At 60.1% G+C, this 12,488-nt stretch carries 15 protein-coding genes; 8 read left to right on the forward strand and 7 right to left on the reverse strand.

Annotated elements, in window-relative coordinates:
* Positions 1–9: 9 nt before the first annotated feature.
* A complete protein-coding gene (locus J2Y39_RS08715; RefSeq protein ID WP_310216747.1) occupies positions 10–567 on the forward strand; it encodes a hypothetical protein in 558 nt (185 codons plus the stop codon).
* Here the strand turns inward: J2Y39_RS08715 and J2Y39_RS08720 are convergent.
* The 4 genes from J2Y39_RS08720 to J2Y39_RS08735 form a co-directional block, all read right to left on the reverse strand.
* Positions 557–1,273 carry a prolyl oligopeptidase family serine peptidase gene (locus J2Y39_RS08720; RefSeq protein ID WP_310216750.1) on the reverse strand — a complete coding sequence of 239 codons (717 nt, stop codon included), beginning with the start codon at positions 1,271–1,273 and terminating at the stop codon, positions 557–559. The genes J2Y39_RS08715 and J2Y39_RS08720 overlap by 11 nt on opposite strands.
* 206 nt (positions 1,274–1,479) lie before the next feature.
* Positions 1,480–2,592, reverse strand: coding sequence for a succinylglutamate desuccinylase/aspartoacylase family protein (locus tag J2Y39_RS08725; protein ID WP_073471250.1), 1,113 nt, complete (start codon positions 2,590–2,592; stop codon positions 1,480–1,482).
* Positions 2,593–2,791: 199 nt separating this feature from the next.
* Entirely contained in the window at positions 2,792–3,571 is a 780-nt protein-coding gene (locus J2Y39_RS08730; RefSeq protein WP_095182017.1) for an ABC transporter substrate-binding protein, read from the reverse strand.
* Between the two features lie 332 nt (positions 3,572–3,903).
* Positions 3,904–4,332, reverse strand: a complete 429-nt coding sequence (locus J2Y39_RS08735; RefSeq protein WP_041477005.1) for a rhodanese-like domain-containing protein — start codon at positions 4,330–4,332, stop codon at positions 3,904–3,906.
* A 100-nt stretch (positions 4,333–4,432) separates the two neighbouring features.
* Between J2Y39_RS08735 and ftrA the strand changes: the two genes are divergently transcribed.
* From ftrA to J2Y39_RS08750, 3 genes are all read left to right on the forward strand, one after another.
* Complete coding sequence (ftrA, locus tag J2Y39_RS08740) at positions 4,433–5,422, forward strand: transcriptional regulator FtrA (RefSeq protein ID WP_310216755.1); 990 nt, start codon at positions 4,433–4,435, stop codon at positions 5,420–5,422.
* Positions 5,423–5,613: 191 nt separating this feature from the next.
* A complete protein-coding gene (locus J2Y39_RS08745) occupies positions 5,614–5,937 on the forward strand; it encodes a type II toxin-antitoxin system RelE/ParE family toxin (RefSeq protein WP_310216758.1) in 324 nt (107 codons plus the stop codon).
* A 3-nt stretch (positions 5,938–5,940) separates the two neighbouring features.
* On the forward strand, positions 5,941–6,249 hold the full coding sequence (locus tag J2Y39_RS08750) for an XRE family transcriptional regulator (RefSeq protein WP_310216761.1): 309 nt from the start codon (positions 5,941–5,943) through the stop codon (positions 6,247–6,249).
* A 134-nt stretch (positions 6,250–6,383) separates the two neighbouring features.
* On the opposite strand, the gene J2Y39_RS08755 is transcribed toward J2Y39_RS08750, so the two are convergent.
* Positions 6,384–6,722, reverse strand: coding sequence for an FKBP-type peptidyl-prolyl cis-trans isomerase (locus J2Y39_RS08755; protein WP_041477007.1), 339 nt, complete (start codon positions 6,720–6,722; stop codon positions 6,384–6,386).
* A 131-nt stretch (positions 6,723–6,853) separates the two neighbouring features.
* Here J2Y39_RS08755 and J2Y39_RS08760 point away from each other — a divergent pair, with 131 nt between their 5' ends.
* Positions 6,854–7,900 carry a M4 family metallopeptidase gene (locus tag J2Y39_RS08760; protein ID WP_310216765.1) on the forward strand — a complete coding sequence of 349 codons (1,047 nt, stop codon included), beginning with the start codon at positions 6,854–6,856 and terminating at the stop codon, positions 7,898–7,900.
* Positions 7,901–7,914: 14 nt separating this feature from the next.
* Positions 7,915–8,226, forward strand: a complete 312-nt coding sequence (locus J2Y39_RS08765) for a protealysin inhibitor emfourin (RefSeq protein WP_305381043.1) — start codon at positions 7,915–7,917, stop codon at positions 8,224–8,226.
* A 21-nt stretch (positions 8,227–8,247) separates the two neighbouring features.
* Here J2Y39_RS08765 and J2Y39_RS08770 read toward each other — a convergent pair whose 3' ends face one another.
* A complete protein-coding gene (locus J2Y39_RS08770; RefSeq protein WP_056789015.1) occupies positions 8,248–8,556 on the reverse strand; it encodes an RcnB family protein in 309 nt (102 codons plus the stop codon).
* Between the two features lie 893 nt (positions 8,557–9,449).
* Between J2Y39_RS08770 and J2Y39_RS08775 the strand changes: the two genes are divergently transcribed.
* A complete protein-coding gene (locus J2Y39_RS08775; protein WP_310216769.1) occupies positions 9,450–10,742 on the forward strand; it encodes an MFS transporter in 1,293 nt (430 codons plus the stop codon).
* Between the two features lie 12 nt (positions 10,743–10,754).
* A complete protein-coding gene (locus J2Y39_RS08780; RefSeq protein WP_282386705.1) occupies positions 10,755–11,525 on the forward strand; it encodes a substrate-binding domain-containing protein in 771 nt (256 codons plus the stop codon).
* On the opposite strand, the gene J2Y39_RS08785 is transcribed toward J2Y39_RS08780, so the two are convergent.
* The gene (locus tag J2Y39_RS08785; protein WP_150634976.1) at positions 11,515–12,429 is read right to left on the reverse strand and encodes a LysR family transcriptional regulator; all 915 of its coding nucleotides are present in this window, start codon (positions 12,427–12,429) and stop codon (positions 11,515–11,517) included. The two genes, J2Y39_RS08780 and J2Y39_RS08785, sit on opposite strands and share 11 nt — an antisense overlap.
* Positions 12,430–12,488 lie beyond the last annotated feature (59 nt).

Consider the following 12,488-nt stretch of genomic DNA (forward strand, 5'->3'; position numbering starts at 1 on the left):
GAGATTCACATGTCATTGTTGAGCAAAAAAGCCGTCGTCCTGTTGCTGGCGGCCATCGCTGGTTTCGCCGCGATCAACGCGCACGCCGCCAAGGAAAAGGTCAAAACCGAGAAGGTCTCGCTGCTCGACGGCAAGTTTGCCTTTGTCCTACCCAAAGGCTTTGTCGCCAACCCGCTGCCCGCCAGCCCGAGCGGGGCCAAGGGCACGATGTACACCAACCAGACCACCAAGACCGTGGTCATCGCCGCCGAAAACCAGATCCCGGCTGGGCAGAACGTCAAGGACAACGACGGTGAGTTTCTCGACGGCAGCGTGTCGAGTTTCATCGACGATCAGCGCAAGGCCCTGCCGGACTTCAACAAGCTCAGCGAAAAAAGCCTGACCCAGAAAGGCACCGGCCTGGGGCTGCGTCAGGTTGACAGCACCGCCACTCAGGGCGGTGGCCAAACCCTGAACACCACGCTGCTGGCCGGCTCGGGGACGAAGATGGCGCTGGTGCAGGTAATTTCCCGCGCCAGCGACAAGAAAGCTCACGATGCCTTGATCAAAGCCATCGTCAAGGATTGAGCCGCTGCAACCAGCCATTCAGATCGCGCAATTCGGCCGCACTGATGCTGTGGCCGACGCCCGGATAAGCGTGAAACTCGGGCTTGTAATCGAGTTTCTGCAATAGCGCGTTGGCCTCGGTGCCGTGACGGTAAGGCACCGGATCATCAGCGGTGCCGTGGCCGATAAAAATGCTCAGCGGCAGCGGCGCTTGCCCAGGCTTGAGTTCGGCTTTGAGCACCGGCAACAAGCGCCCGCTCAACGCGGCAAACCCGCCCACGACCGCTGGCGCGCGCAGGCCCACTTCGTAGCTCATCATCGCGCCTTGGCTGAAGCCGATCAGGTACACCTTGTCCGGCGCGGCGTGATATTTCTTCGCCGCCTGGGCGATAAAGTCGCGCAGCTTCTGGCCGCTGACCTTCAGATCATCGGTCTCGCCGTTGTAGGCGCCTTCGCCCTTCTTGCGAAACCACTGGAAACGTCCTTCACCCAATGTCATCGGCGCGCGCACGGAAAGGTAGTTGTACTGCGCCGGCAGCTGAAATTTCATGCCGATCAGATCGGCCTCGTTACTGCCGTAACCGTGCAGGAAAATCACCAGCGGACGTGGTTCAGCGTCGGCGTGGACCTGTTCGAGGTATTTGAGCGGCAAGTCGGATTGCAGGGTGGCTTGCGCGTGGACGGCGGTGGATGCGAGCAGGGTCAGCAGGGCGAACAATTTCAGCATTGCAGCGTTCCTTCACAGAGTGTCGGGTTCGCGGGGGAGCCTAACATTCTCGGCTGAGGATCCAAATTTTGTGGAGTGGCTGATGCCGCTATCGCTGGCAAGCCAGCTCCCACAAGAATTACGGCGTCTACAAAATCTGGGATCAACCGCAACCCTGTGGGAGCTGGCTTGCCAGCGATGGGGTCAGCAAATTCAGCGAAGAGCCATCAGTCGTTGGTGAGCTTCCCGGTTCTAAAAGGCACCCGCCCCGCCACTTTCGCCTGCCAGATCCCCGGCTCGGTATAACGCCCGCGATCAATCGCAAACAGCACCCCGCTGGTGCCGGCGCGCACGGTGGTCACGCGATCCTGCAACGGGTCAACAACCTCGAACAGCGCATCGCCCTGCTCTACCCACTCGCCGGCATTGCGCAAGAAACTGACCACGCCATGGTGCGGGGCGAACAGGTATTCGGTGCCTTCAAACGGCAGACCTTCACAACATTCGCTCGGCGCCGCCGGCCATTCGCCGCTGATGAAACCCTGCTCGGCGAGAAAGCCCAGAATCGCTTCGCAATTGGCCTGAGCCTGATCGACGCGGGTGTCGCCCATGCTGCCCAGCTCCAGCGTGGTCGCCAGATTCGCCGCCGGAATCGCCGCGTTCGGGAATGCTTTGGCCAGACGCAACCATGGCGTCGAGCAGGACTCATCGAACGAGCTGCCACCGGAGTCCTCGCAGAGCAATGCCACGCCCGCCTTCAGCCGCGCCGCCAGCGATTGCCACTGCGGCCAGTGTTGCGGCAGCGCATAGAGGTGAATCGCAGCGTCGAAGTCGCAATGCAGATCGAGGGTGATGTCGGCGTCGCACGCGTGGCGCAGCAACAAGCGGTGCAAGGCCTCCAGTTGCGAGGCCGGCGCCGGCAATTCTTCGAAGACTTGAGCCATGGCCTGGCGAATCAGCGCGACGTTGGCCTCGGCATCCGCGCCCAGACGCTCGCCAACCAGCGCCGCCACCGGGGCGCTGAGCTCGACGAACGCGCGGTTGAAGTTCTTGCCGCTGCCCAATTCGAAGCGGCCCATGTGATTGCCTTGCAGATGCTGATCCAGGCCGATCGGATTGGCCACCGGCACCAGTTCGATAACGCCCTGCAAACGGCCCTGCCGTTCCAGTTCGTTCAGGCGCAGCTTGAGTTCCCACGCGGTACGCATGCCCGGCAGTTCATCAGCGTGCAGGCTGGCCTGGATATACACCTTGCGGCTGCCGGCGCCGTAGCGGAACACGCTGAGGGAGCGCTCGCTGCCCAAATGGCTCCAGGGCAGAACGTGGTCGATGCGTTGCATGAAAAACTCCTGAATAGCTGGGTTACGTAAAACCCTGTGGGAGCGAGCCTGCTCGCGAATGCGTCAGGTCAGACGATGACGATATCGAATGTCAGACCGCATTCGCGAGCAGGCTCGCTCCCACAGAGAATTTCCATAAATAAAAAAGCATAAAAAAAGTGGCCACCGCGCAAACGGGGCCACTTTTTTTCACGGCGTATTAATGGCCGTACACGTCAAAGTCGAAGTACTTGTCCTGGACTTTCTTGTACTCGCCATTGGCGCGGATTTCGGTGATGGCTTTGTTGAATTGCTCAGCCAGTGCGGTATCGCCCTTGCGCACGGCAATGCCAGCGCCGCCGCCGAAGTATTTGGCGTCTTCGTAGGTCGGGCCGACGAATTCGAAGCCTTTGCCGGCGTCGGTTTTCAGGAAACCATCGCTGAGGTTGACCGAGTCAGCGAGCATCGCGTCGATACGCCCGGAAACCATGTCGAGGTTGGCTTCCTGCTGCGAGCCGTAGCGCACCAGTTCGATCCCGGCCGGAACCAGCACTTCGGTCGCGTAGCGGTCATGGGTACTGGCACGCAGCACGCCGACTTTCTTGCCCTTGAGTTCGGTCAGCGGGTCTTTCACGCCCGAGCCTTCCTTCATCACGAAGCGCGCCGGGGTGTGGTAGTACTTGATGGTGAAATCGACGTTTTTCTTGCGATCGTCAGTGATGGTCATCGACGACAGGATCGCGTCGATCTTCTTCACTTTCAGCGCCGGGATCAGGCCATCGAACTCTTGCTCGACCCACGTGCATTTAACTTTCATCTGCGTGCACAGTGCGTCACCGATGTCCACGTCAAAACCAGTGAGTTTGCCGTCAGCGGTTTTCATCGAGAATGGCGGGTACCCGGCTTCGATACCGATGCGGATCGGCTTGGCGTCTTCGGCCACAGCGGTCAGGGACAACATCGACAGTGCCAGGGCACCGAACATCACTAGCTTTTTCATTTATTACTCCCGTGCGGAGGCTTTTATTGGCAGCTTTCGAGTCAGCGTTCGGTCATGGCGTTCTAACGGCAAAAACCGAAGTGGCCGGCAGTCTATGGCGGCGCGCACGGAGGCAATTGTTTTTAAGCGACAAATACTTACAGAACATCGGCGATCACTTTGACGAGAGTAAACGCGTGCGCCGTGTTGGTGCGAAGGATGTAGGACAAGACTGTTTTCAGAGCAAGAAACGCCGATCCCCCGTAGAGCTGGCGGAGGCTGCGATCTTTTGATCTTGTTTTTTTTAGATCAAGATCAAAAGATCGCAGCCTCCGGCAGCTCCTACAGAAACGTCAGCATTCGCAGGCGACAGGAGTATTGGCGACTGACGCCGCGCTCAGTTCGAAACCTTCATCGAGCCATCCGGTGACGCCGCCGATCATCTCCTTGACTGGATAGCCCAATGCCGCCAGCTTCACCGCAGCCTTGTTCGCCCCATTGCAATGCGGCCCGGCGCAATAGACTACGAACAAAGTGTGTTTCGGGTAATCGGCCAAGCGCTCCGCCGTGAGCAAGCGTGTCGGGATATTGATCGCGCCGGGCACATGGCCGCGCTCGAACGCCAATGGGCCGCGCACATCCACCAGAACGAAGTCGACCTCCCCGGCCTCTTGGCTACTGAACACGTCGGAACAATCGGTTTCGAAGGTCAGACGATTGCTGAAATGCATCAGGGCAATCGCCGAAGGTGCGGCGGGGATTTCGCGAACCAGGCTGGTCATGTTGTGTTGCTCCTTTGTCTGTGGGGATGAACAGACTTTATCGAGACGGCGCTTGCCGCTACAGTGGCGCGCAAGACACCGACCGGGAGTTTTCCGCCAAATGCTCACTCAGCCCAATCTGGTTGCCATTCTGGCCTACGATGGCCTCTGCACGTTCGAGTTCGGCATTGCCGTGGAGATCTTCGGCCTGGCCCGGCCAGAGTTCGACTTCCCTTGGTACGAACACGCGATTGCTGCAGTCGATCCAGGCCCGATGCGCGCCATGGGTGGCATTCAGGTACTGGCCGATGGCGGCCTGGAACTGCTCGCCGCAGCGCGCACCATCGTCATTCCCGGCTGGCGCGACCGCAACGCCTCGGTACCGCCTGCGCTGATCGACGCGTTGCGTCAGGCCCATGACCGAGGCGCGCGGTTGCTGTCGATCTGCTCGGGCGTGTTCGTCCTCGCCGCCAGCGGCCTGCTCGACGGCCACCGCGCTACCACGCACTGGCGCTACACCGGTGAACTGGCGCAACGCTTCCCGGCCATCGAGGTCGATCCGGACGTGCTCTACGTCGACGCCGGTCAACTGATCACCTCCGCCGGCAGCGCCGCCGGCATCGACGCCTGCCTGCATCTGGTGACACGTGACTTCGGCACGCAGGTCGCCAACGCCGTCGCGCGGCGCCTGGTCATGTCGCCACAACGCACCGGCGGCCAGGCCCAGTTCATCCCCACCCCGGTTAGCCCGACGCCCCGCAGCGACCTGTCGCGCGTCATGCAATGGGCCCGCGAACGCCTGCACGAACCACTGGAAGTCCGCGATCTGGCCAGCGAAGCGGCAATGAGCGAGCGCACGTTTCTGCGGCGCTTCACCGAAGCCAGCGGGCAATCGCCGAAAGCCTGGCTGCAACATGAACGCCTGGCGCGAGCGCGGGAGCTGCTTGAGAGCACCCATCAACACACCGAGCAGATCGCCCAGCGCTGCGGCTATCGCTCGGTGGAAAGTTTTCGTGTGGCGTTCCGCAGCGTGGTGGGCGTACCGCCGTCGGTTTATCGGGAGCGGTTTGGGCGAAGCAACAAGCTTTCGCTCCATCCCGCAGCGTTTTAAGCGCTGACGTTGACGGCGAGGCCGGCAGAAACGCTCACGGTGAAAATTGTGAAACGGAAAATGCGGCTTGCTTTATATTGATTCTGATATAGCCTGAAAATCAAACGGGCACTGGCATTTCTTGCAATAAAACTCACCGTCGCCGCTTACGTTCAGCTATTACGCTTTTCCTTTTGACACAGGACAAGCCGATGCCGAAACACAAGGATGTGGTGGTCGTGGGAAGCGCATTGAAAGATCTCAAAGCGTTCCCGGTTGATGCCCGAAGAGCGGCGGGGTTTCAGCTGGACCTGTTGCAACAGGGTGATGCCCCACTCGATTGGCGCCCTGTGAAAACCGTAGGACGCGGTGTCAACGAAATCAGGATCACCGAGGACTCAGGGGCGTTTCGCGTGTTTTATGTAGTCAATCGACCTGAAGCAATCTATGTGCTTCACGCCATGCACAAAACCACACGTAAAACGGAAATTAGAGACATCGAACTGGCCCGGGCCAGATATCAGGAAATAGGTTAAGCCATGAAGGAACATCAAGACTCATCCCAACGATTTTCCAGTGTATGGGATGCATTGGAGGACACGCCTCAGGAAGCTGCCAACATGCGTCTGCGAGCCAAGCTCATGCGTTCGCTTTGCGAGACCATCCGAGCGTGGGAGTTCCCTCAAAAGGACGCGGCACAGAGATTGGGAATCTCGCAGCCACGCCTCAATGATGTACTCAACGGGAAAATCGACAAATTCTCGCTGGATGCGTTGGTCAACCTGTCAGCTGCTGCAAGGCTGGAGGTGGACATTTGCTTTCCGTCAGGCCCGTTGCAATGGGCCTGACACTGGCTTTGCGTGGCAATGTACACCCTGCATTCCGAGTTTTGAAATCGAGGGAGTTGAATAGCATTCAACTTCGCGGTTAACCATCGACATCATCCAGCTGCACAGGAGTTCCGCTGGATGATTCCTCCCCTTCAATCCTCCCGCGTCAAAACCTCCAGCAACTCAATTTCAAACACCAGATTCGAATTCGGCGGAATCTTGCCCATGGTCCGCTCGCCGTAGCCCAGATGCGCCGGTACCAGCAATTTGCGTTTGCCGCCGACCTGCATGCCCATCAGCCCCTGATCCCAGCCTTTGATCACGCGGCCAGTGCCGATCACGCACTGAAACGGTTTGCCCCGGCTCCAGGACGAATCGAATTCAGTGCCGTCTTCCAGCCAACCGGTGTATTGGGTGGTGATCAGCGCGCCTTTCACCGCGGCTTTGCCGTCGCCCGGTTGCAGGTCGATGATTTGCAGTTCGTCTGTCATGTCGTTGGCTCTCGAGATGTTTGCAGGCGGCGTTTTTCGCAGAATCCGGCGGCGATGGCAATCCATGGAACCGAAAACACGCATAGCCGCTCACATGTGTATCGACATCGAATGACGACAAGGATGCTTAGATGACCGACTCTCGATTGCTGCGCAGTTTCATCCCGCCCTACATCCTCAACCGCATCATCGCCCACGGTTCCGAGCCGCAGCGCAACGCCGCGATGCAGACGCTCAACCATGTACGCAGCCTGCTGCCCAACCCCGGCCGCCCTTCGCAGCCGCCGGCGCGGGCGATTCTGCCGGAAGCGAGCAAGCCTGGCCTGGCGCGGCGCAGTGTGCATGATGCGCAGAACAAAATGCTCTTGCCGGGCATGCCGGTGCGCCTCGAGGGCCAGCCGGCATCGGGAGATCCGGCGGTCGACGAGGCTTACGATGCGCTGGGCGCCAGCTATGATTTCTTTTGGAAGGTGCTTGGTCGCGACTCGATCGACAATCAGGGATTCGCGCTGATCGGCAGCGTGCATTACGGGCAAGGCTACGAGAACGCATTCTGGAACGGCGCGCAGATGGTCTTCGGTGACGGCGATGGCGAAATCTTCCAGCGCTTCACCCGCTCGCTCGACGTCATCGGCCATGAACTGGCCCACGGCGTCACCGAAAGCGAAGCCGGGCTGATTTATGCCAACCAGTCCGGCGCGCTGAACGAGTCGCTCTCGGATGTATTCGGCGTGTTGATCAAGCAATACATCCTCGGCCAAACCGCCGAGCAGGCAGACTGGCTGATCGGCGCCGACCTGCTGATGCCACAGATCCAAGGCAAGGGCCTGCGCTCGATGTCGCATCCCGGCACGGCATACGACGACCCGATGCTGGGCAAGGATCCGCAACCGGATCACATGCGCAAGTTCGTCATCACCAGCGAAGACAATGGCGGCGTACACATCAACTCCGGCATTCCCAACCGCGCGTTTTACCTGGCAGCGCGAGCGTTTGGCGGCTTCGCTTGGGAAAAGGCCGGACACATCTGGTACGACACGCTGTGTGATGACCGCTTGAGCAAGGAGGCAACGTTCGACGCGTTCGCAAAACTGACGATCGACCACGCCGCCCAGCGCTTCGGCGCAGAAGCAGCCGACACAGTGCAGCAAGCCTGGGCACAGGTCGGTATCGAATAATCCGAGGAGACCGTATGAAAACGCTACCCGAGCTGGATAAAGATTCCGTTTTGCGTGTATCTCGCCAGGGTGGCGTTGCAGCGATTCACAGCCTGAGCCGCCCACGGGAAATCGAATTCGCGCAATGCGACATCAGTCAGCGTTCGAGAATATGCTCGGTGCTTGAGGGTTGCCTGCCACTGGACAGCAGCGAATCCGGCCGTGGGGATCAGCGCTTCTACCAGATTGAGGTGCGCTACCCGTCAGGGGAAATGGTGTTGAAGGTGCCAGAGGATCAGGCGCCTGGGGAGCTGGTGCAGCTTTGGGACAAGGGGGAGCTTCTGTAAACGCTCCCCCCGATGTTCAGGCTATTTCTCGACGGGATGCATCTCGACAATCGTGCCGTTGGTGATCATCACCATCACGTACTTGTCATTGATCTGCACCCACTGCGCCTGCTCGATCGGTGCTTTCAGACCTTTGGCTTTCCAGTTCTTCAGCGCCTTGTCTTCGCGCTGGTACATTTCCGGTGCGCGGTCGTTGACCTTCAGTTGGCGATCGCTGGTCGGCGATTGCACGGCGGGTTCGCTGGAGGTTTGCGCCGCTTGAACAACGGGCGTGATCCCGGCAATACCGGCAACAAGGGCCAGGCTGGCGATTAGGGTTTTGCTGTTCATCGGTGAACCTCTTTCAGATGGGTAGTACCTGAACTCCGACTGCGTGGCGCGGGAAACATTCCTTGTTTTTTGCCGGATGCGGCCGTTAGAAGGCTTTGTCCATCAGACCGCCATCGCTGGCAAGCCAGCTCCCACAGGGATTGGTATTACAGCGCAATTATTGTCCAGAGCTCCGGTCCTCTCCTACAAAACCAAGCAAAGCAAAGCAAGATCAAAAGATCGCAGCCTTCGGCAGCTCCTACAGTTGGATCGCGTGAATTCGATGGAAACGGGTTCACCTGCAGGCCGTCGTCGCGATCAGGCTCGCCCCCACCAGAAAAGCAAAGCAGCGCAGCTGCCCGCGGCGAAGCCGCCCCACTCAACAATGAGCGCAAGCTCGAGTGCTTTTGATCCTGCTTTTGATCCACCGGCGACGTCGGAAGGCTGAGTGGAGGGATTGATCCGGGGGTGGGAGCGCAGCGACCGTCTGGCGCAGCCAGACACAGCGGAAGGAGGTGCAGCGAAGCAAACCGTAGCCGCTGCGCCCGGATCGATCCCGCAGCGAAGGAACCCGAGCCTGCGAGGGCCGAACGCAGGAGCAAGCCTTTTCGGTTACCTTTTCGGCGTTTGGAAAAGGTGACTCGCCGTAAGGGCGAAACCTTAAGCAGCCGTTACCGCAGCAACGGATATGTACCCGGTCGACCGAAACAAATCATCACTTGACCAGGCGCCTTCGCGAGCAGGCTTGCTCCCACAAATGCGCCAGGCACTGAAGCCATTGATCCGCCCCACGCATCAATCCATGCCAACAATGCAATTAACAGATTGTTACATCTGCGCCACCATCCACCCCAATAAAAACCGTGCGCCGCTTCTCCGTAGCGCACGTCATAAAAGCGGTGGAGTACTTTTCTATGACAGCCTCAATCCCAACCAACGGCTCGCGGGCCGGTGCCATCTTCCGGGTGACCTCGGGCAACTTCCTCGAACAGTTCGACTTCTTTCTGTTCGGCTTCTACGCCACGCAGATCGCGGCGGTGTTCTTCCCGGCGAGCAGCGAGTTCGCCTCGCTGATGATGACTTTCGCAGTATTCGGCGCCGGTTTCCTGATGCGTCCGCTGGGCGCCATTGTGCTCGGCGCCTACATCGATGACGTCGGCCGGCGCAAAGGTCTGATCGTCACCCTGTCGATCATGGCCAGCGGCACGATATTGATCGTGCTGGTGCCCGGCTACGAAACCATTGGCCTGTTCGCCCCGGCGCTGGTGTTGATCGGGCGACTGCTGCAAGGCTTCTCCGCCGGCGCGGAACTCGGTGGTGTCTCGGTGTATCTGTCCGAAATCGCTACGCCGGGCCGCAAAGGCTTTTTCACCGCTTGGCAGTCGGCCAGCCAGCAAGTGGCGATCATCGTCGCGGCAGCGCTGGGCTACGGTCTGAACCAGTGGATGGAGCCGCAAGCCGTGGCCGCCTGGGGCTGGCGCATTCCGTTTTTCGTCGGCTGCATGATCGTCCCGTTCATCTTCTTCCTGCGCCGCAACCTGGCGGAAACCGAAGAGTTCGCCGCACGCAAACACCGTCCAAGCATGCGCGAAGTGTTCCGCACCCTCGGCCAGAACTGGAGCGTGGTACTCGGCGGAATGTTGATGGTCGCGCTGACCACCACCGCGTTCTACCTGATCACCGTGTACGCACCGACCTTCGGTAAGACCGTGCTGCACCTGAGCACTTCCGACGCGTTGCTGGTAACGCTGTTGGTGGGCGTGTCGAACTTCTTCTGGCTGCCGATTGGCGGCGCGTTGTCCGACCGTATCGGCCGTCGTCCGGTGCTGATCGGCATGGCCGTGCTGGCACTGGCCACGACTTATCCGGCGCTGTCGTTCCTGGTGCAGGCGCCGAGCTTCACCAACATGCTGCTGTCGCTGCTGTGGTTGTCCTTCATTTACGGCTTGTACAACGGCGCGATGATTCCGGCGCTGACCGAAATCATGCCGGTTGAAGTGCGCGTCGCCGGTTTCTCCCTGGCTTACAGCCTGGCCACGGCGATCTTCGGCGGTTTCACCCCGGCGATGTCGACCTTTCTGATCCAGTACACCGGCGACAAAGCCGCGCCAGGCTACTGGATGAGCATCGGTGCCCTGTGCGCGCTGTGCGCCACTCTTTACTTGTACCGCCGTGCCGGTGGTCGTCTGCAACCTGTCGCGGCCTGAGGAATACTCGCCATGAAAAAACTCTTTACTGTCACCGCCCTGCTCGCCGGTCTCGCCCTCAACTTCGCGGCCCAGGCCGAAGAACTCAGCGTGATGACCTCCGGTGGTTTCACTGCCGCCTACAAGATCCTCGGGCCGAAATTCGCCGCCGCAACGGGCAACACGCTGACCACCAGCCTCGGCCCGTCGATGGGCAAGGCGCCGGAAGCGATTCCCAATCGTCTGGCACGCGGTGAGCACGCCGACGTGGTGATCATGGTCGGTTACGCCCTCGATGAGCTGATCAAACAAGGCAAGGTCGACCCGGCCTCCCGCGTTGAACTGGCGGACTCGCGGATCGGCATGGTGGTGCGTGAAGGCGCGGCGAAACCGGACATCAGCAGCGTCGACGGCCTGAAGAAAACCCTGCTCGACGCGCAGTCGGTGGCCTACTCCGACAGCGCCAGCGGCGTGTACATCGAACAGCAGTTGTTCAAGAAACTCGGCATCGAAGACCAGCTGAAACCGAAAGCGAAAATGATTGCCAGGATCCCGGTCGGTTCGGTGGTTGCCACTGGCGACTATCAGCTGGGCTTCCAGCAGGTCAGCGAATTGCTGCCGGTGCCGGGCGTGAGCTTCGTCGCGAAGATTCCGGAATCGGTGCAGTCGGTGACACGTTTTGCCGCTGGCATTCCGGTCAAGGCCGAGCATCCGGAAGAGGCCAAAGCCCTGCTCGCCTACCTCGCTGCACCGGCCGCTCAGGCTGATGTACAGGCCACCGGGCTGGATTCGGTCAAGCGTTGATCGCTGGCGGCTGGACGCGCATCTCCACGACCAGCCGCTCCAGTTCCAGTGCCGCCGGGGTCAACGTGCGATCCCGGCGCTTGATGATGCCGACACTGCGCATCACTTGCGGCTCAATCAGCGGCACCCGCGTCAGGATCGGATGATCCGGCCCGGGCATCGCCATCAACGGCACCGCTGCCACGCCCAGACCCGCCTCTACCAGACCGATCATCGTCGTCACATGCCGCGTCTCGCAGATGCTCTGACGCTGCGGCACCACCCCGCCCAAGGCCTGATCGAGCAGAAAGCGATTGCCCGAGGTCTTGTCCAGCGCGATGTAATCCTGCTTATAGAACTCGTCCCAACTGACGCTGCTGCGCCCGGCCAGCGGATGATCGCGACGACAGGCGACAACGTAGCACTCCTGCACAAGCGGTTCGAACTCGACTTTGGCATCCTGCGTGCCGAGAAAACTCAAACCGAAATCCGCCTCGCCATTGACCACCGCACTCAACACATCGTGAGCGCTGGAATCGAGGACTTTGACCTTGATCCGCGGAAACTGCTGGTGATAGCGCGCGACCACGCGGGGCATGAAGTAGTACGCCGCCGAGGGCACGCAGGCGACGGTGACATGGCCCAGACGGGTCGAGGCGACTTCGCTGATGCCGAGCAAGGCAATGTCGAGATCATCCAGCAAGCGCTCGACGCTGGGCATGAAGCCGCGCCCGGCCTGGGTCAGGCTGACCTTGCGCGTGGTGCGCTCGAACAGTTTCACGCCGAGGGCATCTTCGAGCTTTTCAATGCGCCGGCTCAGCGCCGGTTGTGACAGGCGCACGGTGTCGGCAGCCTTGCGAAAACTGCCCTGCTCGACCACCGCGCGAAAGGCTTGCAGGTCGTTGAGGTCGAAGTTGATGGCCATGGCGTTTCCGGAAATTGATGCGCAGGGGTTATAAATGTAACCAGTTGATGCAAATTATT

The sequence above is a fragment of the Pseudomonas sp. 2957 genome, from assembly GCF_031456345.1.
Taxonomy (GTDB): Bacteria; Pseudomonadota; Gammaproteobacteria; order Pseudomonadales; family Pseudomonadaceae; genus Aquipseudomonas; species Aquipseudomonas siliginis.

What these genes read in the sequence shown, in the direction of transcription:
- J2Y39_RS08750 (WP_310216761.1), top strand. Translation starts at nt 5,941, where the DNA reads ATGAAGGAACATCAAGACTCATCCCAACGATTTTCCAGTGTATGGGAT.
- J2Y39_RS08780 (WP_282386705.1), top strand. Translation starts at nt 10,755, where the DNA reads ATGAAAAAACTCTTTACTGTCACCGCCCTGCTCGCCGGTCTCGCCCTC.
- J2Y39_RS08765 (WP_305381043.1), top strand. Translation starts at nt 7,915, where the DNA reads ATGAAAACGCTACCCGAGCTGGATAAAGATTCCGTTTTGCGTGTATCT.
- ftrA (WP_310216755.1), top strand. Translation starts at nt 4,433, where the DNA reads ATGCTCACTCAGCCCAATCTGGTTGCCATTCTGGCCTACGATGGCCTC.
- J2Y39_RS08785 (WP_150634976.1), bottom strand. Translation starts at nt 12,429, where the DNA reads ATGGCCATCAACTTCGACCTCAACGACCTGCAAGCCTTTCGCGCGGTG.
- J2Y39_RS08720 (WP_310216750.1), bottom strand. Translation starts at nt 1,273, where the DNA reads ATGCTGAAATTGTTCGCCCTGCTGACCCTGCTCGCATCCACCGCCGTC.
- J2Y39_RS08770 (WP_056789015.1), bottom strand. Translation starts at nt 8,556, where the DNA reads ATGAACAGCAAAACCCTAATCGCCAGCCTGGCCCTTGTTGCCGGTATT.
- J2Y39_RS08725 (WP_073471250.1), bottom strand. Translation starts at nt 2,592, where the DNA reads ATGCAACGCATCGACCACGTTCTGCCCTGGAGCCATTTGGGCAGCGAG.
- J2Y39_RS08715 (WP_310216747.1), top strand. Translation starts at nt 10, where the DNA reads ATGTCATTGTTGAGCAAAAAAGCCGTCGTCCTGTTGCTGGCGGCCATC.
- J2Y39_RS08760 (WP_310216765.1), top strand. Translation starts at nt 6,854, where the DNA reads ATGACCGACTCTCGATTGCTGCGCAGTTTCATCCCGCCCTACATCCTC.
- J2Y39_RS08745 (WP_310216758.1), top strand. Translation starts at nt 5,614, where the DNA reads ATGCCGAAACACAAGGATGTGGTGGTCGTGGGAAGCGCATTGAAAGAT.
- J2Y39_RS08755 (WP_041477007.1), bottom strand. Translation starts at nt 6,722, where the DNA reads ATGACAGACGAACTGCAAATCATCGACCTGCAACCGGGCGACGGCAAA.
- J2Y39_RS08735 (WP_041477005.1), bottom strand. Translation starts at nt 4,332, where the DNA reads ATGACCAGCCTGGTTCGCGAAATCCCCGCCGCACCTTCGGCGATTGCC.
- J2Y39_RS08730 (WP_095182017.1), bottom strand. Translation starts at nt 3,571, where the DNA reads ATGAAAAAGCTAGTGATGTTCGGTGCCCTGGCACTGTCGATGTTGTCC.
- J2Y39_RS08775 (WP_310216769.1), top strand. Translation starts at nt 9,450, where the DNA reads ATGACAGCCTCAATCCCAACCAACGGCTCGCGGGCCGGTGCCATCTTC.